At 68.4% G+C, this 22,272-nt stretch carries 22 protein-coding genes and 1 riboswitch; of the genes, 12 read left to right on the top strand and 10 right to left on the bottom strand.

Going from position 1 to position 22,272, the window contains the following annotated elements; genetic code table 11:
* Window positions 1–55: 55 nt before the first annotated feature.
* Window positions 56–541: a hypothetical protein gene (locus tag ETC07_RS03625; RefSeq protein WP_136247144.1), complete on the bottom strand. Its 486-nt coding sequence runs from the start codon at window positions 539–541 to the stop codon at window positions 56–58.
* A gap of 222 nt (window positions 542–763) precedes the next feature.
* Between ETC07_RS03625 and ETC07_RS03620 the strand changes: the two genes are divergently transcribed.
* The 3 genes from ETC07_RS03620 to ahpF all read left to right on the top strand — a co-directional run bounded on the left by ETC07_RS03620 (window position 764) and on the right by ahpF (window position 3,730).
* A complete protein-coding gene (locus tag ETC07_RS03620) occupies window positions 764–1,192 on the top strand; it encodes a host attachment protein (RefSeq protein ID WP_136247143.1) in 429 nt (142 codons plus the stop codon).
* 202 nt (window positions 1,193–1,394) lie between these two features.
* Complete coding sequence (gene ahpC / locus ETC07_RS03615; RefSeq protein WP_136247142.1) at window positions 1,395–1,958, top strand: alkyl hydroperoxide reductase subunit C; 564 nt, start codon at window positions 1,395–1,397, stop codon at window positions 1,956–1,958.
* A gap of 218 nt (window positions 1,959–2,176) precedes the next feature.
* The gene (ahpF, locus tag ETC07_RS03610) at window positions 2,177–3,730 is read left to right on the top strand and encodes an alkyl hydroperoxide reductase subunit F (protein WP_136247141.1); all 1,554 of its coding nucleotides are present in this window, start codon (window positions 2,177–2,179) and stop codon (window positions 3,728–3,730) included.
* Window positions 3,731–3,806: 76 nt separating this feature from the next.
* Here ahpF and ETC07_RS03605 read toward each other — a convergent pair whose 3' ends face one another.
* From ETC07_RS03605 to ETC07_RS03590, 4 genes are all read right to left on the bottom strand, one after another.
* Window positions 3,807–4,364 (bottom strand): hypothetical protein, encoded by a 558-nt coding sequence (locus ETC07_RS03605; protein ID WP_240724548.1) that lies wholly within the window; start codon window positions 4,362–4,364, stop codon window positions 3,807–3,809.
* Window positions 4,365–4,427: 63 nt separating this feature from the next.
* A complete protein-coding gene (locus tag ETC07_RS03600) occupies window positions 4,428–5,180 on the bottom strand; it encodes a molybdopterin-dependent oxidoreductase (protein ID WP_136247140.1) in 753 nt (250 codons plus the stop codon).
* A gap of 149 nt (window positions 5,181–5,329) precedes the next feature.
* On the bottom strand, window positions 5,330–5,638 hold the full coding sequence (locus ETC07_RS03595; protein ID WP_136247139.1) for a hypothetical protein: 309 nt from the start codon (window positions 5,636–5,638) through the stop codon (window positions 5,330–5,332).
* A 267-nt stretch (window positions 5,639–5,905) separates the two neighbouring features.
* Window positions 5,906–6,385, bottom strand: coding sequence for an Rrf2 family transcriptional regulator (locus ETC07_RS03590; RefSeq protein WP_136247138.1), 480 nt, complete (start codon window positions 6,383–6,385; stop codon window positions 5,906–5,908).
* Window positions 6,386–7,092: 707 nt separating this feature from the next.
* Between ETC07_RS03590 and ETC07_RS15625 the strand changes: the two genes are divergently transcribed.
* From ETC07_RS15625 to ETC07_RS03565, 5 genes are all read left to right on the top strand, one after another.
* A complete protein-coding gene (locus ETC07_RS15625; protein WP_168709155.1) occupies window positions 7,093–7,596 on the top strand; it encodes a hypothetical protein in 504 nt (167 codons plus the stop codon).
* Window positions 7,597–7,858: 262 nt separating this feature from the next.
* Window positions 7,859–8,887 (top strand): amino acid ABC transporter substrate-binding protein, encoded by a 1,029-nt coding sequence (locus tag ETC07_RS03580; RefSeq protein WP_136247137.1) that lies wholly within the window; start codon window positions 7,859–7,861, stop codon window positions 8,885–8,887.
* Window positions 8,888–8,961: 74 nt separating this feature from the next.
* Window positions 8,962–10,140 (top strand): amino acid ABC transporter permease, encoded by a 1,179-nt coding sequence (locus ETC07_RS03575; protein WP_136247136.1) that lies wholly within the window; start codon window positions 8,962–8,964, stop codon window positions 10,138–10,140.
* A 10-nt stretch (window positions 10,141–10,150) separates the two neighbouring features.
* A complete protein-coding gene (locus ETC07_RS03570) occupies window positions 10,151–11,251 on the top strand; it encodes an amino acid ABC transporter permease (protein WP_136247270.1) in 1,101 nt (366 codons plus the stop codon).
* A gap of 57 nt (window positions 11,252–11,308) precedes the next feature.
* Window positions 11,309–12,079, top strand: coding sequence for an amino acid ABC transporter ATP-binding protein (locus ETC07_RS03565; RefSeq protein WP_276605474.1), 771 nt, complete (start codon window positions 11,309–11,311; stop codon window positions 12,077–12,079).
* 41 nt (window positions 12,080–12,120) lie between these two features.
* Here the strand turns inward: ETC07_RS03565 and ETC07_RS03560 are convergent, their stop codons facing one another.
* A complete protein-coding gene (locus tag ETC07_RS03560; RefSeq protein ID WP_136247135.1) occupies window positions 12,121–13,290 on the bottom strand; it encodes a globin domain-containing protein in 1,170 nt (389 codons plus the stop codon).
* A gap of 283 nt (window positions 13,291–13,573) precedes the next feature.
* Here ETC07_RS03560 and hglS point away from each other — a divergent pair, with 283 nt between their 5' ends.
* From hglS to ETC07_RS03540, 4 genes are all read left to right on the top strand, one after another.
* Complete coding sequence (gene hglS, locus ETC07_RS03555) at window positions 13,574–14,950, top strand: 2-oxoadipate dioxygenase/decarboxylase HglS (RefSeq protein ID WP_136247134.1); 1,377 nt, start codon at window positions 13,574–13,576, stop codon at window positions 14,948–14,950.
* Between the two features lie 144 nt (window positions 14,951–15,094).
* Window positions 15,095–15,859, top strand: a complete 765-nt coding sequence (locus ETC07_RS03550; protein ID WP_136247133.1) for a sulfite exporter TauE/SafE family protein — start codon at window positions 15,095–15,097, stop codon at window positions 15,857–15,859.
* Between the two features lie 138 nt (window positions 15,860–15,997).
* Entirely contained in the window at window positions 15,998–17,479 is a 1,482-nt protein-coding gene (locus ETC07_RS03545) for a D-alanyl-D-alanine carboxypeptidase family protein (RefSeq protein WP_136247132.1), read from the top strand.
* 140 nt (window positions 17,480–17,619) lie between these two features.
* Complete coding sequence (locus ETC07_RS03540; protein WP_136247131.1) at window positions 17,620–18,495, top strand: DMT family transporter; 876 nt, start codon at window positions 17,620–17,622, stop codon at window positions 18,493–18,495.
* Window positions 18,496–18,505: 10 nt separating this feature from the next.
* Here ETC07_RS03540 and thiE read toward each other — a convergent pair whose 3' ends face one another.
* The 4 genes from thiE to ETC07_RS03520 form a co-directional block, all read right to left on the bottom strand.
* On the bottom strand, window positions 18,506–19,132 hold the full coding sequence (gene thiE / locus ETC07_RS03535; protein WP_136247130.1) for a thiamine phosphate synthase: 627 nt from the start codon (window positions 19,130–19,132) through the stop codon (window positions 18,506–18,508).
* Window positions 19,122–19,940 carry a hydroxyethylthiazole kinase gene (gene thiM / locus ETC07_RS03530; protein WP_136247129.1) on the bottom strand — a complete coding sequence of 273 codons (819 nt, stop codon included), beginning with the start codon at window positions 19,938–19,940 and terminating at the stop codon, window positions 19,122–19,124. Before thiM ends, thiE begins: the two co-directional genes overlap by 11 nt.
* Before the next feature lie 31 nt (window positions 19,941–19,971).
* Window positions 19,972–20,073, bottom strand: a riboswitch (TPP riboswitch).
* Window positions 20,074–20,148: 75 nt separating this feature from the next.
* Window positions 20,149–21,519 carry an ATP-binding protein gene (locus tag ETC07_RS03525; RefSeq protein ID WP_136247128.1) on the bottom strand — a complete coding sequence of 457 codons (1,371 nt, stop codon included), beginning with the start codon at window positions 21,517–21,519 and terminating at the stop codon, window positions 20,149–20,151.
* On the bottom strand, window positions 21,516–22,196 hold the full coding sequence (locus tag ETC07_RS03520; RefSeq protein WP_136247127.1) for a response regulator transcription factor: 681 nt from the start codon (window positions 22,194–22,196) through the stop codon (window positions 21,516–21,518). The genes ETC07_RS03525 and ETC07_RS03520 overlap by 4 nt, the downstream gene beginning before the upstream one ends.
* Between the last annotated feature and the right edge of the window lie 76 nt (window positions 22,197–22,272).

The following is a 22,272-nucleotide window of genomic DNA, read 5'->3' as shown; positions in this document are numbered from 1 at the left end:
CGTTTCCCGCCGATTTTTCCTTGTCTGGCCTTCGCTCGTCGACTCTTCAGCAAGCCTAGAGGCGAGGCTCGTGGCGGGGAGCGGGCTCCGGCTGGCCCTCGGCCAGGTCCAGGCTCGGTTCGTCGCCACGCTGACGCGGCGTTTGGCGAGCGACACGGGCCGGGCTCAGCACGGTGTCCTCGGCATCGACCTCGCGGCCGCCGTCGGCCTGGCTGCGTTGAGGGTCGTGGATCGCCGGACGGCGCTCCACCGAGCGAGTGACCATGGCACCGGAGGAGAAGCCGGTGCGCTGAGTGGCCAGGTGATGAGGCAGCAACCACAGCTCGGCCAGCAGGCGTACGCCGACCATGGCCAGCAGCAGCGTACCACCACCCAAGGCCAGTGCCGGCCAGGCCGCCGCCCAGCCGACATCGGCCAGCCAAGGCGTGCGTGGGGCCAGCCACAGGCCGCCGGCGATCAGCAGGCCGAGCTGCAGGACGGCGTGGCAGAACAACAGGGTGCGACGCGGCAGGGGGTGTCGCGGGAACAGGAAGTGGCGCATATCGTGTCCTCCGAGGGTCGGCCTTCGAGATGCCGTGCGAGCGTGGCGGCGCGCCGCGCCGGTGAGGGCGGCATCCTACCCTAGCCGGCGGCCGTGCGGCAGTGTCCGCGGATGCCGACGCCGGGTGTCGCCGTTTGACGCTGGGCGATGCCTTGCCAATGCTGTGAGAGGAAGAGCGCCGAGGCTCCCTCGCGCTTTCTCATGCGTAGGCAAGGAGTGACTATGACGACCTATATCGTGGTGGCCGATGCCGCCAGGGCCCGGGTGTTCACCCGGGATGCCCTTCAACTCGAAGAGCAGGATAGCCTGGTGCACGCCGAGGGACGCCTGCACGAAGGCGACCTGGTGACCGATCGCGAAGGCGACGTGCACGAATCCTCGGCCACCGCGGCCCGGTCGGCCGGAGGCGAGGGCACGGCCTCCGCGCATCACCAGCATCTCTTCGCCCGCGAGGTGGCCGATCGTCTCTACCAGGCCCGTGTGGACAACCGCCTGGGCAAGCTGATCCTGGTCGCCCCGCCGCGCTTCCTCGGGCTGCTGCGCGACAAGCTCGATGGGCCTACCGCCAAGACGGTCATCCATTCCCTGGCCAAGGACCTCACCAAGGCCAGCGTCGCGGACATTCGCGAGGCCGTCAGCGAGCTGCGTTGAACGGGGGCAATGTTGCGTTGGTTTCCGCGCCCCCATCGCCCGGCGGTGGGGGCGCCTTGTGTGCGGGCGCACGAGGTAGGAAACATTGTGTTAGCCATTAACTATCAGAAAAATAATATCATTCAATTTAAACTATTGATGCGTTGCCGATATTCTCGTCCCTGTCTTCTTCACACACCGACCCAACGAGGACAGGAACGCCATGTCACTGCTCAACACCGAAGTTAAACCGTTCAATGCCACCGCCTACCACAACGGCGATTTCGTCGAGGTCAGCGAAGCGAGCCTGCAAGGCCAGTGGAGCATCTTCTTCTTCTACCCGGCCGACTTCACCTTCGTCTGCCCCACCGAGCTGGGGGACCTGGCCGACAACTACGACGCGTTCAAGCAGCTCGGCGTCGAGATCTACGGCGTGTCCACCGACACCCACTTCACCCACAAGGCCTGGCACGACAGCTCCGAGACCATCGGCAAGCTCCAGTATCCGATGCTGGCCGACCCGACGCATGTCGTATCGCGTAACTTCGAGGTGCTGATCGAGGAAGCAGGCGTCGCCGACCGCGGTACCTTCGTGGTCGACCCGGACGGCAAGATCCAGATCATCGAGCTGAATGCCGGCAACATCGGCCGTAACGCCGAGGAGCTGCTGCGCAAGGTCAAGGCCGCCCAATACGTGCGCGCTAACCCCAACGAGGTCTGCCCGGCCAAGTGGGAAGAAGGCGAAGAGACCCTGGCGCCGTCCCTGGATCTGGTCGGCAAGATCTAAGCCCATACCGATACGTGGGAGTCGCCGACTTCCGCTCTCTGTTACCCCGCCGTGGCGGTGCCGCGGTCGCCCAACCAGTCGCGCAAGCGAGATCGCGTCGACGCCGCGGCGGGGCCCTATTCCCGGGTTTTCCTGAGACACGCGCCAGGCGGCGAGCCGATGGCTCGCACGGGGAAGTCGTGTCCTTGAACCCCCCGCTATCGAGGATTGCCGCCGTCATGTTGGACGACTCTCTGAAGCAACAGCTGAAAGCCTATCTCGACAAGGTCACGCAACCCTTTGAGCTGGTCGCCACCCTGGATGACGGCGACAAGTCCCAGGAACTCCATGCCTTGCTCGTCGAGATCGCCGGGCTTTCCGACAGGATCACCCTGTCTACCGAGGGCAAGGATCGCCGCGTGCCGGCCTTCGCCCTGCACCGCGCGGGTGAGTCCACCGGCGTGGTGTTCGCCGGCATCCCCATGGGCCACGAGTTCACCTCCCTGGTGCTCGCCCTGCTGCAGGTGGGAGGGCATCCTCCCAAGGCCAGCGACGAGGTCATCGAACAGATCCGCTCGCTCGACGCCGACCTACACTTCGAGACCTACTACTCGCTGTCGTGCCAGAACTGCCCGGACGTGGTCCAGGCGTTGAACCTGATGGCGATCCTCAACCCGCGTATCTCCCACGATGCCATCGACGGCGCGCTGTTCCAGGACGAGGTCGAGGCCCGCGAGGTGATGTCGGTACCGAGCGTGTTCCTCAATGGCGAGACGTTCGATCAGGGGCGCATGAGCCTCGAGCAGATACTCGCCAAGGTCGACACCGGTGCCGTCGAGCGTGAGGCCGCCAAGATCCGCGAGAAGGGAGTCTTCGATACGCTGATGATCGGCGGCGGCCCGGCTGGCGCCGCGGCGGCGGTCTATGCGGCGCGCAAGGGCATCCGCACCGGCGTGGCCGCCGAGCGCTTCGGCGGCCAGGTGCTGGACACCCTGTCCATCGAGAACCTGATCTCGGTGCCGCATACCGAAGGCCCCAAGTTGGCCGCGGCATTGGAGGAACACGTCAAGGAATACGACGTCGACATCATGGACCTGCAGCGTGCCGTCGAGCTGGTGCCGGGCGAGTCGGGCGGCGAGCATGAGGTGCGCTTCGAGTCCGGCGCCAGCTTGAGGAGCCGGAGCCTGGTGCTGGCCACCGGCGCCCGCTGGCGCATGATGAACGTGCCGGGTGAGGCCGAGTACCGCAACAAGGGCGTGGCCTACTGCCCGCACTGCGATGGCCCGCTGTTCAAGGGCAAGCGGGTGGCGGTGATCGGTGGCGGCAACTCGGGCGTCGAGGCGGCCATCGACCTGGCCGGCATCGTCGGCGAGGTCACGCTGATCGAGTTCATGGATGAGCTGCGCGCCGACGAGGTGCTGCAGAAGAAGCTCGCAAGCCTGCCCAACGTCGAGGTGATCAAGGGCGCGCGTACCACCGCGGTCAACGGCGACGGCAGCCGCGTCACCGGGTTGACCTTTGAGGAGCGCGCCTCCGGCGAGCTTCGCGAGCTGGCCCTCGAGGGTGTCTTCGTGCAGATCGGCCTGGTACCCAATACCGAGTGGCTGAAGGACTCGCCCATCGAGCTCTCCGCGCATGGCGAGATCGTGGTCGATGAGCGTGGCATGACCTCGGTGCCCGGTATCTTCGCCGCCGGCGATGTGACCACGGTGCCCTACAAGCAGATCGTGATCGCCATGGGCGAAGGCTCCAAGGCCGCCTTGGGGGCCTTCGATCACCTGATCCGCAGCTGATCGCCCCGAGCGTTCATGCAGGACGCCCTCGCCGCCCCGCGGCGGGGGCGTCTTGCGTTGTGGCAGGGGGCAGGCCTTAGCCCGCGCGGCAAAGCCGCTGCATGCGCTGCTGGGCCTCCTCGAAGCCCGCCAGGCTGAAGACCAGGAACCAGTAGTCGTCCTCGGCGCGGTGCAGGCGCAGTCGCAGCGTCTCGCCGTCGCGCATCTCGTCGAGTGCGGCGTCGATATCGGGCAGGCTAAGGCGTGCGTAGAAGCCGCTGTTGCCGCGCTCGGTGATGAAGTCGGCCTGTCCCTGGTGGACCCAGCCCTGATCGATCAGCAGGTCCGCCGGCACTCGGTTGACGATGGCGCTCTCGGCCTGGAGCTCGCCGAGTTCGACGCGCAGCTCCAACCAGGGGGCCCCACAGGCGCCCGGGGTGGCGTTGAGACTGAATACGCTGTCGCTATAGCTGTGCTGTTCCAGCGCCCGCACATGATGCTCGTCGCCCAGCTGCAGGGCCAGTGAGTGCCAGTCGCCGTGGGCCTGGATGTCGGAGGTGTTGAGGCTGCCGGCGAGCGCGGGGGCGGCGAGGCCGAGGGCCGCCAGCGCGGGCAGGCGACGCTCGAGCGTCGTGCGGAGGGAAGAGCGGAGCATGTAGGCTTCCATGACCGGGAAATCGGCGAGGCTAGCACGTTCCGCCTTCGGCTGTCCGCGGGCTCAGATGCCGGCCCACCAGCGGTAGCCGCGATCCTCCCAGAACCCGCCGTGGCCGCCGCCCAGATGGGCGAAGCTTTCCCCCACTTCCAGGCGCATCACGTACTTGGCCATCTTGTAGCCCCGCTGACGCTCGGCGCACAGGCGCAGCGGGGCGCCGTTGGCGACGGGCAGGTCGGCACCATTGAGGGCGTAGGCCAGCAGGGTCTGGGGGTGGTGAGCCTCGCGCAGGTCCAGGCTCTCGTAGTAACGGTCCCCGCCTCGATAGCGGTCGGCACAGTGGAAGACCACGAAGCGCGCCGAGTCGTGAACGCCTACCCGCGACAGCAGCCCGCCCAGCGGTACGCCGGTCCGCTGGCCGATGCAGCTCCAGCCCTCGACGCAGTCGTGGCGGGTGATCTGGGTACGCGCCGGCATGGCGCGCAGCGCATCGAGAGAGAACTCGACCAGGCCGTCCACCCGCAGGCGCCAGTCATGGAAGCCGCCGTCGGCCAGGCGCCGGTACTCGGCTCCGTCGGGCCGGGTGGTGCCGTTGGGGCGAAAGGTCGGCGCGATGTCCGTGGCAGGATACTCGCGGTCCAGCGATTCGCGGGAGGCGAGCAGGCGGTGGGTGCGTTGGGTCAACGACTCGCTGGCGTCGAACAGTGGCTGTAGCGCATCGCTACGCGGCAGGCGGTCGCAGCCACCCAGCAGCGACGAACCACTGGCGACCAGGGTGCCGGCGGATGATCGTCTGGGGGCGGTCGCGGGCGGCATGGTGCATCTTGGCCATGGAGCCTCCCGGGTACGGCGTGGGCATGTCGCCGGCAGGCAAGACGAGGACCGAAAGGACCTCAGTGAGCCCCGTATCGGGAGGGCGGCCGCCGGGCTAGAGGCCCGGCGGCGGGTCAGGGGCGCGCCGAGCGTCACATCTCGTCGTCTTCCTCCATCATCTCGTCGTCGGCATCCTCGCCTGCTGATTTCATGGTGTCTTCCTCGTCGGCCATGGCATCGTCACCCTCGGACTTCATGGCAGCGTCGCCGTCCATGGCGCCTTCCTCGCCCATGGCATCGTGCTTCATGGCGCCTTCTTCTTCCATCGCCTCATCACTCATGGCGTCTTGCTGCATGCCATCGTCTTCGTGATGATCGGCCAGGGCGATCCCTGGCAACAGCAGGGCGCCGCCGAGCAGCAGGGCGAACAGGGTGGCGTGGGAACGGTTTCGAGTGAACATCGCATACCTCCATGCGTTGCTAGGCCGCCGGCGAAAAGGCGACGACATCCCCCAAGCTAGTTGGTCATCCAGAAGTTTTCATCATGGATTCATCGCGCAAGGCGCTTGAGGGGCGGGGCCGCTGAGACATCCGGTGCGGGGCCTCGAGTAGGGGGGAGCCGACGCCCGTGGCAAGCCGTCGATTGGATCGCGGCCGTGAGGCGATTCGATGGGGCTACGCGACTTAGGCTTTGTCTGAAGAGTCGGCGAACGAAGACCAGATGAGGCCTAGGAGGCCGGTCGCGCTTCGACGGCGGGAGGCAAGTCGTCCAGGTGCAGCAGCTGTTCCAGATCGTCTCGCTGTGGCCCCAGCAGGTCCGCCAGGGTGTAGCGGTCGAGCACCGCCAGGAAGGCGGCCAGAGCCTCGCCGAGGATCGGCCGCAGCCGGCAGGCCGAGGTGATGGTGCAGGTGTCGCCGTCGCGAAAGCATTCCACCAGGCCGAGGTCGGGCTCGGTATCGCGGACCAGCCCACCCAGCGAGATATCGGCGGGCGCATGGCGCAGCAGCAATCCGCCGTGTTTGCCGCGAGTGGCATGCAGGTAGCCGAGCCGGCTCAGCTCCCGCACGACCTTCATCAGATGGTTGCGCGAGATGGCGAAGCGCTCGGCGATTTCGGCGATGGTCGCACGCTCTTCCTGCTTGCCCTTCTTCACGGCCAGATAGGTCAATACTCGCAGCGAGTAGTCGGTGAAGTGGGTCAGGCGCATACGAGTCTCCAGGCGCGGCGGAAAGGCGGAGCATGCGGGTCATCCTATCATGTCACCATGATGCCGCCCCGGCCTGTCGAGGATCGGTGCCTGGGGGAGCCGTGGCCGCGGCCAACGCTCGAGGCGGATGTGCCGGGCGTGATGCGGGGCCGGCGAGACGACGATCGATGCCACGGGTACGAGTTTCCTGCTGTTGGCGGGGCATTCGTATGGCTGATTTTCCCGAGGCGATAATCAGCACTTCTTCCGATGGTGAAGCCCGCACTTGATGACGATGCTTGGGTTGTATGTAACAGAATGTTGTCTGGCGTCATGTGTCGTCGGCGGCTCCGGTCGGCGGCGGAGGAGGGGCGAGATGCAAGGGTTCAAGTTAGCTGCCCTGGCCGTCGCCGTGGGCTGCCTGTCAGCCTCCGGCGTTCAGGCGCAGTCGGAAATCGATCGGGCCGGGGGCAGTGCGCTCTCGGCGAATGAGATGGCAAACGTCGCCAACGACCAGATGACACAGCCGGCCGAGGCACTGACCGACGCCGAGGTCGCGGCACTGCTCGAGGACCTTCCGCCACCCGCGGCGGGCGGTGGTGGCGGCGGCTGCGGAGGGGGCTTCCTGGAGGGCTGTGATGGTTCCTCCTTCCTGAGGCTCGTAGCCGTCGTGCCCAACACCACAGGAGATGTCATTCCTGCACCGACCAGTCCACCCACGCCAATGGATGATCCCGAAGACGATGACGCCGATACCGGCGGCGGTGACGGCGGCGGTGATGGCGGCGGTGATGGCGGCGGTGATGGCGGCGGTGACGGCGGCGGTGACGGCGGCGGTGATGGCGGCGGTGACGGCGGCGGTGACGGCGGCGGTGACGGCGGCGGTGACGGCGGCGGTGATGGCGGCGGTGACGGCGGCGGTGACGGCGGCGGTGATGGCGGCGGTCCCGGTGGCGGTGATGGTGATGGCCCCGGTGGCGGCTCGGGAGCCGGTGGTAACGGCGGCAGCTCCGGTGGCGGTGGTGGCCCTGGCGGTTCAGGGTCGGGCGCCGGCGGAGGACCGGGAGGCGGTGCCGGCGGTGGCTCCGGCGGTGGGAGCGGTTCCGGTGGCGGCTCGGGAGCCGGTGGTAACGGCGGCAGCTCCGGTGGCGGTGGTGGCCCTGGCGGTTCAGGATCGGGAGCCGGCGGAGGACCGGGAGGCGGTGCCGGTGGCAGGTTCTAACGCGCGCTGATCTGCTGGCGTACCCATGGCGCCCGACCCTCGAGGTCGGGCGCTTTCTGTGAGCTGACCTTTCGTCTGTACGGCAGGGCCGAAGACGGTAACGGCTCACGGAATCGGTACGGCGCCGGGAAACGGGCTTTAGGGCAGTACCACATGAAAAGTCGAACCGAACGTTTAAAAGCGGCCCCGTGCACCGTTCCCCGGCTCTGTTATGTTCGTGCTTGCGGAATCACGAGCCCCGCATTCCTTTCACAGCTATGGAGTCAAGGATCATGCGCTACAACAACAAGACGCTGATCGCCCTGTCTGTCGCGACCCTCGGCCTGGGAGTGGCGAGTGCCGCCTCGGCCGCCACCCTCGACGAAGTCAAGGAACGCGGTAATCTGCGCTGCGGCGTCAACGTCGGGCTGTCTGGATTCTCCTCGCCGGACGAGAACGGCACTTGGCAGGGCCTGGATGTCGAGACCTGTCGCGCGGTGTCCTCGGCGATCTTCGGTGATCCGGAGAAGGTGGTCTTCACCCCGCTGACCGCCAAGGAGCGCTTCACCGCCCTGCAGTCCGGCGAGATCGACGTGCTCTCGCGCAACACCACCTGGACGGCGACGCGGGATAACTCCCTGGGCCTCAACTTCACCACCACGACCTTCTACGACGGCCAGGGCTTCATGGTCGCCAAGGATCTCGGCATCGAGAGCCTCGAGAACCTCGATGGCGCCTCCATCTGCATCCAGTCCGGTACCACCCACGAACTGAACCTCGCTGACTACTTCCCGTCCCGGGACATCGAGATCAACACCGTGACCTTCGATACCCCGGACCAGACGGCCCAGGGCTTCGCCAGCGGTCGCTGTGATGTGCTGACCTCCGATACCTCGCAGCTCAGCGCCCTGCGCCTGCAATTGCCGGAGCCGGACAGCGTGGAGATCCTCACCGAGCTGATTTCCAAGGAACCGCTCGGCCCGGTGGTGCGCCAGGGCGATGATCAGTGGCTGGATATCGTCAAGTGGACCGTGTTCGCGATGGTCAATGCCGAGGAGCTGGGCGTGAACAGCGGCAACGTCGAGGAGATGAAGCAGAACCCGCCCAACCCCCAGGTCGCGCGCCTGCTGGGGAATGACGGCAACTATGGCGAACAGTTGGGCCTCGAGGACGACTGGGCCCACGACATCATCGCCCAGGTGGGCAACTACGGCGAGGTGTTCGCCACGACCGTGGGCGAGGACTCGCGGCTCGCCATCGGCCGCGGCATGAACGCCCTGTGGAACGAAGGCGGCATCCTCTACGCGCCGCCCGTCCGCTAATCGGCATCGATCCTCCGTCTCCCCTCACCCTCGTTCGAGGGTGAGGGGTCGTTTCATCGTCTGCGAGGCTCGACATGCTGCGTTCTTCGTCTTCCGAGCGGGGGCCGCTATGGCGTGACCCCGCCGTGCGCGCCCTGGTGATCCAGGCCCTGCTGCTGCTGGGCCTGCTGGGGCTGATCCTGCTGATGGTGACCAACACCCTGGCCAACCTCGAGGCCCGGGGCATCACCACCGGCCTGGGTTTCCTCCAGGAACGGGCCGGCTTCTCGATCCCCCAGTCGCTGATCGACTACAGCGGCGACAGCACCTACGGCCGCACCTTCGTGGTGGGGCTGCTCAACACCCTGTTGGTATCCGGCCTCGGCATCGTCCTGGCCACGCTGATCGGCTTCGCGGTGGGCATCGCGCGGCTGTCCAGCAACTGGTTGCTGGCCCGCCTGGCGACCACCTACGTGGAGATATTCCGCAATATTCCGCTGCTGGTGCAGATCCTGTTCTGGTACTTCGCGGTGCTCCAGGCGCTGCCCAGCCCCCGCCAGAGCCTGTCGCTGTTCGAGGCGCTATTCCTCAACGTGCGTGGCCTGATGGTGCCGGCCCCGGTGGCCCAGCCGGGCTTCGAGGCCACCCTCTGGGCGCTGGCCCTGGCGTTGGCCGCCGTGGTGAGCCTGACGCTTTACGCCCGGCGGCTGCAGGTGCGCACCGGCAAGGCATTGCCGGTCTACCGGCTCGGGGCGTTGATCCTGATCGGGCTGCCGCTGGCGGTGTTCCTGATCACCGGACGGCCGCTCGCCTGGGACCTGCCGGCGCTTTCCGGTTTCAACTTCAAGGGCGGGATCACCGTCATCCCCGAGCTGATGGCGTTGTGGCTGGCGCTGTCGATCTACACCGCTTCCTTCATCGCCGAGATCGTGCGCTCGGGCATCCAGTCGGTGCCCCAGGGGCAGGTCGAGGCGGCGCGGGCGATCAGCCTGCCCGGCAACATCACCCTGCGTAAGGTCGTCATTCCGCAGGCCATGCGGGTCATCGTGCCGCAGCTGACCAGCCAGTACCTGAACCTGATCAAGAACTCCTCGCTGGCCACGGCCATCGGCTACCCGGACCTGGTGGCGGTGTTCGCCGGCACGACCCTCAACCAGACCGGCCAGGCCATCGAGATCATCGCCATGACCATGGCCGTCTATCTGCTGATCAGCCTGGTGGTGTCGGCGCTGATGAACCTCTATAACGCCCGAACCCTGTTGAAGGAGCGCTGACATGGCCGAGATGGCGACACGAAACGAGATGATCGAGGCGCGCCGGCCGCCCGACCAGCGTCGCGGAGCGCTCGGCTGGCTGCGGGCCAATCTCTTCGACGGGCCGCTCAACGGGACCATCACCCTGCTCGTCCTGGCGCTGCTGGGTTGGGGGTTGTGGCCGCTTGTGCAGTGGGCGCTGATCGAGGCCGACTGGCTGGGCTCCACCCGCGAGGCCTGCAGCGGCGAAGGGGCCTGCTGGGTGTTCATCAGCGCCCGCTTCGAGACCATCGTCTACGGCTTCTATCCCGAGGCCGCCCGCTGGCGGGTCGATGCGGTGTTCTTGATGCTGGCGCTGCTGATCGCCTGGCTGGCGATCCCCCGGCTGCCCGCCAAGCGCTGGGTGGGGCTGTTCGCCCTGGTGGGCTTCCCGGTGCTGGCGTATGGGCTGTTGATCGGCGGCCACTTCGGCCTGATGGCGGTGCCGACTCGCGAGTGGGGTGGGCTGATGTTGACCCTGACGATCGCCATCGTGGGGATCGTCGGCTCGCTGCCGCTGGGGGTGGTACTGGCGCTGGGTCGGCGTTCCAAGATGCCGCTGGTACGCGGCATCTGCGTGGTATTCATCGAGTTCTGGCGTGGCGTGCCGTTGATCACGGTGCTGTTCATGGCCTCGGTGATGCTGCCGTTGTTCGTGCCCACCGAGGTGGAGTTCGACAAGTTGTTGCGAGCGCTGATCGGCATCATGTTCTTCTGGAGTGCCTACATGGCCGAGGTGGTGCGCGGTGGCCTGCAGGCCATTCCCAGGGGCCAGGAGGAAGCGGCCAAGGCCCTGGGGATGGGCTACTGGCGGCGCATGGCGCTGATCGTGCTGCCCCAGGCCTTGAAGCTGGTCATTCCCGGCATCGTCAATACCTTCATCGCGCTGTTCAAGGACACCTCGCTGGTACTGATCATCGGCCTGTTCGACCTGCTGGCGATCATCCGCGCCGGGCTCACCGACAGCAACTGGCTGGGCTTCGCCATCGAGGGCTACGTGTTCGCCGCGCTGATGTTCTGGATCTTCTGCTTCAGCATGTCGCGCTACAGCCAGTATATCGAGAGGCGCCTGCACACGGGTCACAGGAACTGAGCCACGCGCATCGAAAGAGATTGAACAACAAGCACTTAACAACAAGGAATCACCGGCATGTCTTCCACGAACACGGCAAGTGCTCACGCCGACGGCCCGATGATCGAGGTCGCGGGGCTCAACAAGTGGTACGGCGACTTCCATGTCCTGCGCGACATCGATCTGACGGTGGCGCGGGGCGAGCGTATCGTCGTCTGTGGTCCCTCGGGGTCGGGCAAGTCGACCCTGATCCGCTGTTTCAATCACCTGGAGGAGCACCAGCAGGGGCGCATCGTCGTCAACGGTGTGACCATGACCCAGGACGTCAAACGCATCGAGCAGATCCGCCGCAACGTCGGCATGGTCTTCCAGCACTTCAACCTCTTCCCGCATCTCTCGGTGCTCGACAACTGCTGCATCTCCCAGACCTGGGTACAGAAGAAGCCCCGTGCGGAGGCCGAGAAGACCGCCATGGAGTTCCTCGAGCGGGTGCAGATCGCCGATCAGGCCCGCAAGTATCCGGGGCAGCTGTCCGGCGGGCAGCAGCAGCGGGTGGCGATCGCCCGCGCGCTGTGCATGCGTCCCGAGGTGATGCTGTTCGACGAGCCGACCTCGGCGTTGGATCCGGAGATGATCAAGGAGGTGCTCGATGTCATGGTCGAACTGGCCCGCGATGGCATGACCATGATCTGCGTGACCCACGAGATGGGCTTCGCCAAGACCGTGGCGGATCGTGTCATCTTCATGGACCAGGGGCAGATCATCGAGCAGGCGCCGCCGGAGACCTTCTTCAACCATCCGGAGTCCGAACGTACCCGCTTGTTCCTCAGCCAGATCCTGGGGCACTGAGCCGGCCAGCCTGCGCGATACGCCCTAAAGCGAGCGGCGAGTCAGGCGGCGTCGAGGGCGCGCGCCGGGCCGAAGTGCTCGTAGTGGCGGCGTTCGTCCGGCACGCCCAGCGTGCTCAGCGCCTGATTCACGGCGCTCATGAAGCCCTGGGGGCCGACGAAGTAGCAGCGCGCCCCCTCGGGCAGGTAGCGGGACAGCAGGTCGCGATCCACCCGGCCGGTGTGGTCGGCCCCCGCGCCGCGCTCATGCACGCTCACCGTGGTCAGCCGTTCGGGATGCTCGGCGGCCAGGGCATCGAGTTCGCCGGCGAAGGCGCGATGCTCGGCATCCAGGGCGGCGTGCAGATAGACCACCCGGCGGCCCGCGGCCAGGGCCTGGCGGGCGATCGGTAGCATGGGGGTCTGGCCGACGCCGCCGCTGGCCAGCAGCAGGGGTTCGTCGCCATCCACCAGGGTCAGTTCGCCGGCGGGCGGCAGCAGTTCCAGGGTGTCGCCCACGCGCATGGCGTCGTGCAGGTGGCGGCTGGCCACGCCCTGTTCCTCGCGCTTCACCGAGATGCGGTAGCGGCGGCCATCGGGCAGCGCCGAGAGGCTGTAGTGGCGGTGCACGGGCCGGCCGTCGAGGGTCAGGCGTACGCCGATATACTGGCCGGGAGCGTGCTCGGCGACCGCGCCGCCGTCGCTGGGCTCCAGCACGAAGGAGCGGATCACCGCGCTCTCCTGATGGGTCTCGGCGATGCGGAACTCGCGGGGGCCACGCCAGCCGCCGGCGCACTGCTCGAAGGCACGATAGCGCTGCTCCTCCAGCTCGATCAGCAGCGCGGCCAGCTCTCCGTAGAGGGCGCCCCAGGCGTCGGCGATCTCCGGTGTAACCGCGTCACCCAGCACCTCGCCGATGGCCACCATCAGGCACTCTCCGACCAGGGGGTACTGATCGGGCTGAATGTTCAGCGACACATGCTTGCCTACCACCATGCCCAGGGTCTGACGCGCCCGTTCGGGGTCCTGACGCAGCTGTACGTAGGCGAGCACGGCGGCGGCCAGTGCCCGCGGCTGGCCGCCATCGGCCTGGTGGGCCTGGTTGAACAGCGGTGCGACCTGGGGATAGCGCTCGAACAGCAGCGGGTAGAAGCGCTGGGTGATGGTGTCGAGATGCTCGGCGACCACCGGGGCGGTGGCGGCGATCAGGTCTTCCTGGGCGTGGGTCAGCATGGTCGGGTTCCTCGCGAGTGGCGGCGTCTCTTAAAGATGCATTTAAAATACATCTAAAGGCCGTCGACCACCACTCCCGAGGGTGAGCAAGATTGTCGCAGGGGGCGTCATGCGCCCCGGCGCCAGGTTTTCCGCGTCGTCGGTCGGCTCGTCGTGCCGTTTCCGGGGAGAATCCGGCAAAGGATGAAAGAGGACGTCGCCTTTCCGGTAGGGGATCGTCGCCACCTCTGCTTACATGGAGGTCACGTCTTTTGCCATCTGGCGCTACCGCCGAGGATTCACCATGAATGCCACTGCCACGGACATCGTCTCCCGCGACGAGATCCGCGATCGCTTCTCCCGGGCCATGTCGGCCATGTATCAGGCCGAGGTGCCCCAGTACGGGACCCTGCTCACGCTGGTCGACGAGGTGAACCGCGAGATCCTCGCGGGCGACACCGCCCTGGCCGAGCGGCTGCGCGACCACGACGGTCTGGATCGCCTCGGGGTCGAGCGTCACGGTGCCATTCGCGTGGGCAGCGCCTCGGAACTGGCGATGCTGCGCCGTTTGTTCGCGGTGATGGGCATGTATCCGGTGGGCTACTACGACCTCACCGAGGCCGGGGTCCCGGTGCACTCCACGGCCTTCCGCCCCATCGACGACGCGGCGCTGGCCCGCAACCCCTTTCGTGTCTTCACCTCGTTGCTGCGCCTCGAGCTGATCGACGATGAGACGCTGCGCGAGCGAGCCGCGGCGATCCTCGCAGAGCGCGACATCTTCACCCCCGGCGCCCGCGAGCTGATCGAGCTCAGCGAACGCCAGGACGGGCTCGACGATGCTCAGGCGGAGCAGTTCGTGAGCGAGGCGCTGGAGACCTTCCGCTGGCACCGCTATGCCACCGTGGACCTGGAGACCTACGAGGCGCTGCACGCCGAGCACCGGCTGATCGCCGATGTGGTGTGCTTCCGCGGGCCGCATATCAACCACCTGACGCCGCGGACCCTGGACATCGATGAGGTGCAGCGGCGCATGCCGGCGGCCGGCATGAATCCCAAGGCGGTGATCGAGGGGCCGCCGCGTCGCGACTGCCCGATCCTGCTGCGCCAGACCAGCTTCAAGGCGCTGGAGGAGACGACTCTTTTCGCCGGCGAGCGCCAGGGCACCCACACCGCGCGCTTCGGCGAGATCGAGCAGCGCGGCGTGGCGCTGACCGCCGAGGGGCGGGCGCTCTACGACCGCCTGCTGAGCGCTTCCCGCGAGCGGACCGCGGGGCTCGCCCACGAGCAGCACCGGCGGGTACAGGCCGAGGCCTTCGCCGAGTTCCCCGACGACGAGGCCACGCTGCGCCGCGATGGTCTGGCGTTCTTCGAGTATCGGCTCACCGAGGCCGGGCGTGCGGCGGCGGGGGTCGACGCGACGGACCTCGAGGCGCTGATCGAGCGCGGGCTGGTGAGCGCTCGGCCGATCACCTACGAGGATTTCCTGCCGGTGAGTGCGGCGGGCATCTTCCAGTCGAACCTCGGCGAGGGCGGCGGCGCGGCCTATGCCGGTAACGCCAATCGCGAGGCCCTCGAAGCGGCCCTGGGCGTTCCGGTGACCGACGAGCTGGCCCTCTATGCCGAACGCCAGCGTGCCTCCCAGGCGGCGGTGCGCGAGGCCCTGGGCGGCGACACCGCATAGCGCGCCGCCCGGCGTCACAGCGTCATGGCGGCCGGGCTCCGCTGAGGGTGGGGCGGCACCGAGCGGGCCGCTGAGCGGTCGAGGGCTGCCCCCGATGCCGGCCCTCGGCTATGCTGGGGGCTCGCCCATGGATCGGGATGCCCCATGTCGTTGCTCGATGCTCTCTCGCCGCTGTCCGGCGGGCTCGGCCTGCTGCTGATCCTGCTGTCGGTGCTGACATCGGCCTTCACCGCGGCCTTCGGCGCCGGTGGCGGCGTGCTGATGATCATGGCGCTGGCCCAGGTGATGCCGCCGGCGGCGTTGATTCCGGTGCATGGCATGGTTCAGCTGGGCTCCAACATCGGACGTGCGGGCATGACCTGGCGCCATCTCGATCGCGCCACCTTGCTGGCCTTCCTGCCCGGTGTGGCACTGGGGGCCATGGCCGCGGCCTGGCTGCTGATCCGCCTGCCCGCCGGGGTGCTGGAGCTGTGCATCGCCGCCTTCGTGCTGTTCACCCTGTGGGGGCCGGGGTTGCCCGGGCGCGCCCTGGGGCGGCTCGGCACCCTGATCGTCGGCGCGATCACCACCCTGCTGTCGAGCCTGGTGGGAGCCAGCGGCCCGCTGGTGGCGGCCTTCATCAAGCAACGCCAGGCGGGGCGCCTGGCCAAGGTGGCGACCTTCTCCGCCTGCATGGTGGCCCAGCACCTCACCAAGGCCCTGGTGTTCGGGGCGGCCGGCTTCGTGTTTCATCACTGGCTGGGGCTGATCCTGGCCATGGTCGCGGCCGGCTTCCTCGGTACCTGGCTGGGGCTGCATGTGTTGGGGCGGCTCACCGAGCGCCGCTTCGACGCATTGTTCCGGCTGGCGCTGACGCTGTTGTCGCTACGCCTGGCCGGGCTCGGCGTCGCACGCCTGTGGGGGCCATGACGCGGCACTCGAGGATGTGACGGGCGGATCGACAGCGAAAAATGGAAATGGTGCGTCGGGCCGCGTTTCATCCTGTACAGGGCAGGCCGCTAGGTCATAATGCAGTCATGTAGAGTGTCATTTTTCAGGGGAACACCGATGCTACCGACTCAGGTCATCGACTGGCGGGCCAGTCTGCTCGCCGGTCTCGTCATGGTCAGCATGTTGCTGGCGCCTATCGCCCAGGCCGCGAACCCCCGCTATGCGGGGATCGTCATCGACACCGACACTCACGAGGTCCTCTATGCCGAGAACGCCGATGCCCCGCGCTTCCCGGCCTCGCTGACCAAGATGATGACGCTCTACCTGCTGTTCGAGGCCCTGGAGGACCGCAGCATGAGCCTGGGCCAGCCGCTGCCGGTCTCGACGGCGGCGGCGGCCATGCCGGCCACCAAGCTCTATCTGAAGCCGGGCGACAGCATCCCGGTGGAGACGGCGATCGAATCGTTGGTCGTGCGTTCGGCCAACGATGTGGCGGTGGTGGTCGCCGAGGCCCTGGGGAGCAGCGAGCGTCACTTCGCGCGGATGATGACCGAGCAGGCGCACGAGCTCGGCATGCGTCACACCACCTTCCGTAACGCCTCCGGCCTGCCGGACGACGCCCAGGTCACCACCGCCCGCGACATGGCGGTGCTGGCTCGTCGCTTGATGCTCGACTTCCCCCAGTACTACGACTACTTCTCGCTGCAGCGCTTCGAGTGGCGCGGTAATACCTACCGCGGCCACAATAACCTGCTGGCCGACTACCCAGGCACCGATGGCCTCAAGACGGGCTTCATTCGCGCCTCGGGCTTCAACGTCGCCACCTCGGCGGTGCACGGCGGCCGGCGCATGCTCTCGGTGGTGATGGGTGGCTTCACCGCGGCCTCCCGGGACGATCACATGGCCGATCTGCTGAATCGCGGCTTCGCGCGCGCCGCCCTGGCCGACGGCCACGGCTGGCTGGCGCGCACCGAGATCTCCGACGAACGGCTGATGCCGATGGGCGGGCAGCCGCTGCCCGCGAGCCAGCGGCTGGCGAGCCGAGACAGCGACGCATCCAGCGTCGTCTCGGCCTCCGTCTCATCGGCCACCGCGGTGTCGTCACGGCCGGCGGCAAGCGACGCATCCAGCGCCGCCTCGGCCTCCGTCTCATCGGCCACCGCGGTATCGTCACGGCCGGCGGCAAACGAGGCATCCTCCAATGCCGGGCCCGTGGTCCAGGACGTCACCTCGCCCTCGCCGGACGAGGCCATCGTGGCCTCGGCGCCGAGCGCGGACACGGCCGTCGGGGGCTCGGTCGCGGACCGCGACGATCCTCGGCCGACGGCGTCGAGCGAACCCGACGATGCCGCCGTGGGTGGCTGGGGCGTGCAGGTCGGCGCCTTCAGCGATGCCGGCCACGCGCGGCGCCTCGCCGACCGCGCCGCCGCGCGGTTGGCCGCCGAACGCCTCGAGGCCCGCATCGCCGTGCCTCGAGTGGAGGAGGCCGGCGTCTATCGGGCACGCCTGGTGGACCTGCACGAAGGGCAGGCACGGGATGCCTGCCAGCGCCTGCAGGCCGAGGGCATGGATTGCATGGTGGTCCAGGCGTCACTCTGACGGGGCGCTCCGGCAGCCGCCAGCGCCTCGACCCCCGTCGGCCCCGCCGTTGTCGTGCTCGACACTCGGCGTGAGGCTCACCACCCCGCCGGCTTCGCCGGCGGGGTTTTCGTTCTTTCGCGCACGCATGGAGGCGACGCATGACATCTTCTTTGAAGGGCATCCTGTTCATGTGCGGCGGCGTGCTGTGCCTGGCCCTGGGCGATGCCCTCACCAAGTGGTTGGGTCAGGTTCACTCGCCGTTGCAGATCATCTTCTTCCGGACCCTGGTGTCGTTGCCGCTGATCGTGCTGATCGCACGCTTCAACGGCGGACTGCGCACCCTGGCCACGCGCCGGCCGGGGGTGCACCTGATGCGTGGCCTGATCTTCACCGCCACCATGATCAGTTTCATGTCGGGGCTGGTACTGCTGCCGCTGGCCACCGCCACGGCGATCGCTTTCGCCGCCCCGCTGTTCGTGACGCTACTCTCGGTGCCGTTGCTCGGCGAGCGGGTCGACCGCGTGACCTGGCTGGCCACGCTGTTCGGCTTCGTCGGCGTGCTGGTGGTGGTCCGGCCCGGGGCCGCCGGCTTCCAGCCCGCCATGCTGATGGTGATCGCCGCGGCGCTGTTCTACGCCTTGACCATGATCACGGCGCGTCGCTACGGCGAGGGGGAACATCTCTGGGCGATGGTCTTCTACACCACCCTGGTGCCGTGTCTGAGCGCGTCCCTGGCCCTGCCCTGGGTATGGCAGACGCCGGCGCCGTGGCATTGGCTCGGCTTCCTGGTCGGCGGCGTGCTCGGGGTCGGCGGCATGGTGGGGCTCACCCAGGCCGTTCGCTATGCGCCGGCGGCCATCGCCGCGCCCTTCGACTACACGGCACTGCTATGGGCGGTGCTGCTGGGTTGGGGGCTGTGGGGCGAGATGCCGGACCCCTGGGTGTTCGCGGGCGGTAGCCTGATCATCGCCAGCGGCCTGGCGATTGCCTACCAGGAGCGTCGTGTCGCCCTGAATCGCCGCCCGTCGTTCTAGGCATGGCGCCTCAGCGGACGGCGCCGAAGCGAGGGAAGGCGCGGGCGGCCGCTTGAGGGTCGGGCGCGGCGCAGATCGCCGAGACCACCGCCAGGCCGTTCGCCCCGGCCAGCCGCACGGCCTCGACGTGTTCGGCCGTGAGGCCGCCGATGGCCACCGTGGGCAGTGGGCTCGCGGCGGCCAGTTCGGCTAGCCCGTCGAAGCCCAGCGGCGCGGCGTGATCGCGCTTGGTCGGTGTCGCGAAGACCGGGCCGAGGCCCAGGTAGTCGAGGCGCTCGGCGTCGAGCCGTGCCAGCTGTTCGTGGGTCTGCACCGAGAGACCGAGGAGGGCGTGCGGGCCCAACGCCGCCCGGGCGTCGGCTACCTCGCCGTCGTCCTGTCCGATGTGCAGGCCGTCGGCCTGGCTGGCCAGCGCCACTTCCAGGCGGTCGTTGATGATCAGCGGCACGCCGCTGCCGGCCAGGGCGCTCTTGAGGCGCCGTGCCAACGGCACCAGCTCGGCGTCGCTGGCGTGTTTGTCGCGTAGCTGGACGATGCTCACGCCGCCACGCACCGCGGCCAGCACGGTCTGCTCCATGCCATGGGCGGCGCACAGCTCGGGATCGGTGACCAGGTAGAGGGAGAGATCAAGGCGCATCGGTGAGCTCCAGGCTGACGCGGTCGGCGAGAGGACGAGACAGGGTGGCGGTGTCGAGGGCATAGAGGGCGTCGAGGAAGGCCACGGCGAAGCTGCCGGGGCCGGCGGCGGTTCGCCCGGCGGTTTCTCCGGCCACCGCGTAGGCGGCGAGTGCCGCCACCGTGGCCTCGAAGGCATCTTCGGCGCCGGACAGGAAGGCGCCAACCACGCCGGTCAGCGCACAGCCCAGGGTGGTGACCCGGGGCATCAGCGGGTGACCGCCGGTGACCTTCGCCAGGCGCCGCCCGTCGGTGACCAGGTCGACCTCGCCGGTGACTGCCACCACGGCACCGCTGTCCCGGGCCAGCGCCACGGCGGCCCGTTCGGCGCTGTCGGCAGTGTCGGTGCTATCCACGCCGCGTCCGCCGCCGCCCTGCCGCGCCAGTGCCAGGATCTCCGAGGCGTTGCCGCGGATCGCGGTCGGGCCCAGCGCCAGCAGCCGGGCGCCGGCCTCGCGGCGAAAGCCGGTGGCGCCCACCGCCACCGGGTCGAGCACCCAGGGCGTGCCGGTCGCGTTGGCGGCACGGGCGGCGTCGTCCATGGCCGCCAGCCAGTGGGGCGATAGGGTGCCGATATTGAGGGTCAGGGCGGCGGCCAGGTCGGTGAATTCGGCGGCTTCCTCACGGGCATGGATCATGGCCGGCGAGGCGCCCAGTGCCAATAGCGCGTTGGCCATGAAGGGCATCGCCACATGGTTGGTGATGTTGTGGACCAGCGGGGTGGTGGCGCGCACACGTTCCAGGTGGGAAACGGGGTCGAGGGATTGCATCGAGCCTCCTGGCGAGGGGAGGCGTGGCCGCGACGCAAGCGGCACGACTCCCTCCGCCGGCATTATCCGGGTCAGGTGGTGAGGGTGCCTCTCAGCCGTGGCGAGTCTTCGCCCGGCGCCCCTGTCGTCGAGCCTCACTATCCCGCTTCACCCGGAGCTTGTAAAGCCGGCTCAAGGTCCAGCACCGGCGCGGCTCGAAGGTGGGGCATCAGGCGCGTGGCAGGCGCACGCACACGCGCAGCCCGCCGCTGGGGGCGTCGTCCAGCGTCAGCCGGCCGCCATGACGCTGCACCAGACGATCGACGATGGACAGCCCGAGGCCGGCGCCGGCTCCCACGCCGCTGCGGTGGAAGCGCGCCAGCGCCTGCTGGCGGCCCGCCGCGGGGATGCCGGGGCCGCTGTCGTCCACCCGCAGCACCAAGGCAGTCGCTTCCCTGCACAGGGTCACGTCGATGCGACCCCCGGTGGGGGAATGCCGGATGGCGTTGCCGACCAGGTTCTTGATCAGCGTGGTGACGGCGCCGGGCTCGGTGCTCAGCATCCAGTCGGCGGCATGGTCGGCCTCCAGGTACAGGCCCTGGTCGTGATCGGTGGCCAACGGCATCAGCTCGGCCAGCGACTCACGTACCTCGTGCAGCAGGTCGACCCGCTGGTCCGGCGCGTCTTCCTGTTCGGGGTCGAGGCGCGCCAAGGTCAGCAGCTGGCCGACCAGCCGGGTCGCGCGGGTCAGGCCGTCGCGCAGCAGCGTCAGCGCCTCGCGTCGGTCCGCGGGTTCCTCGGTGGCCAGGGCGTTCTGGGCGTGCAGATCGAGCACCGTCAGCGGGGTGCGCAGCTCATGGGCGGCATCGGCGATGAAGCGTTTCTCGCGTGAGCGTAGGTCGCGGATGCGTGCCAGCAGTCCGTTGAGGGCACCGACGATGGTGGCAAGCTCGCGTGGCAACGGATCGTCGGGCAAGGGGTGAAGCCGCTGTGGATCGCGGGCCTCGATCTGAGCGGCCAGCCGCGACAGCGGCCGCAGCCCCCAGCCGATCGCCCACCACAGCAGCGCCGCGAGCACCGGCAGGCCGAGCAGATCGGGCAGCAGGGTGCGCAGGGCGATGCCGGTGACCAGTTCGTCGCGCGCATCGATGCGTTCGCCGACCAGCACCCGCAGGCCGTCGTCGCCGCCGAGGGCGAAGACCCGCCACGCGTGGCCGTTCAGCGTCTCGTCGCCGTAGCCCGCCTGGGAGCCGGTGAAGGGCGTGGCCGGGGCGTGGACGGAGCGCAGCAGCCGCCGCTCGCCACGCCAGGCCTGGAAGGCCACCCGGCCCTCGTAGCGGTGGCTGTCGTCGGCCGAGGGGCCGGAGGCGTCGCGGCGCAGGGCGCCATCGAGGCTCTTCAGCAGGGCATCGCGGCGATCCTCGGGTAGTGGTGTGCTGAGCAGCCCGTCCACCAGTCGAGCCTGCTGGGCCAGGCGGGCGTCGAACAGCGCTTCCACTTCCTGGGCGGCCTCGCGATAGCTGGTCACGCCGATCGCCAGCATGCACAGCGCGACCACCGTCAGCACGATGCCCAGGGTGCGGCGACGAATCGAGCTCATGGGGCCTCGTCCGCGGGCGTGTCGTCCATGATATAGCCGATGCCGCGTAGGGTGCGGATCAGCTCGGGCGCCAGCTTCTTGCGCAGGTGATGGACGTGGACCTCGATGGCGTTGCTCGCCACGTCCTCGTCCCAGCCGTAGAGCAGGCGGGTCAAGGTATCGCGGGTGAAGGCGTGGCCCGGATGGCTGAGGAATTCCTGCAGCAGGGTGAACTCGCGGCGTGACAGCGAGACCGGCTCGCCACGGTAGCTGACGCGGTGGTTCTCCGGGTCGAGCACCACGCCGCGATGGCGCAGCTCACTGCTGGCCAGCCCCTGGCTGCGGCGCAGCAGGGCGCGCAGCCGTGCCTTGAGCTCGGCGACCTCGAAGGGTTTGGTCAGGTAGTCGTCGGCGCCGGCATCCAGGCCCTGGATGCGCTCCTCGATGCCGTCGCGGGCGGTCAGTACCAGCACCGGCACCCGGTTGCCGGCATGCCGCAGGCGCACGAGCAGGTCGATGCCGTCGAGCCGTGGCAGGCCCAGGTCGAGGATGATGGCATCGAAGGGCTCCTCGTCGCGCAGGGCATTGAGGGCCTCGACGCCGTCGTCGAGGATGTCGACGGTGTAGTGCTCGGGCTTCAGCGCCAGGCGAATACCCGACGCCAGGCTGGGATCGTCTTCCACCAGCAGTATGCGCATGGGCGTTCCTTGTCGATGATCGAGCGGCGGGCAGGCCCCTCATGGCTGCCGATCATCGCCCTGCGGGTGGCGACTG

The sequence above is a fragment of the Halomonas borealis genome, from assembly GCF_004798905.1.
Classification (GTDB): domain Bacteria; phylum Pseudomonadota; class Gammaproteobacteria; order Pseudomonadales; family Halomonadaceae; genus Halomonas; species Halomonas borealis.
This window is presented reverse-complemented; position numbering and strand designations above follow the sequence as displayed.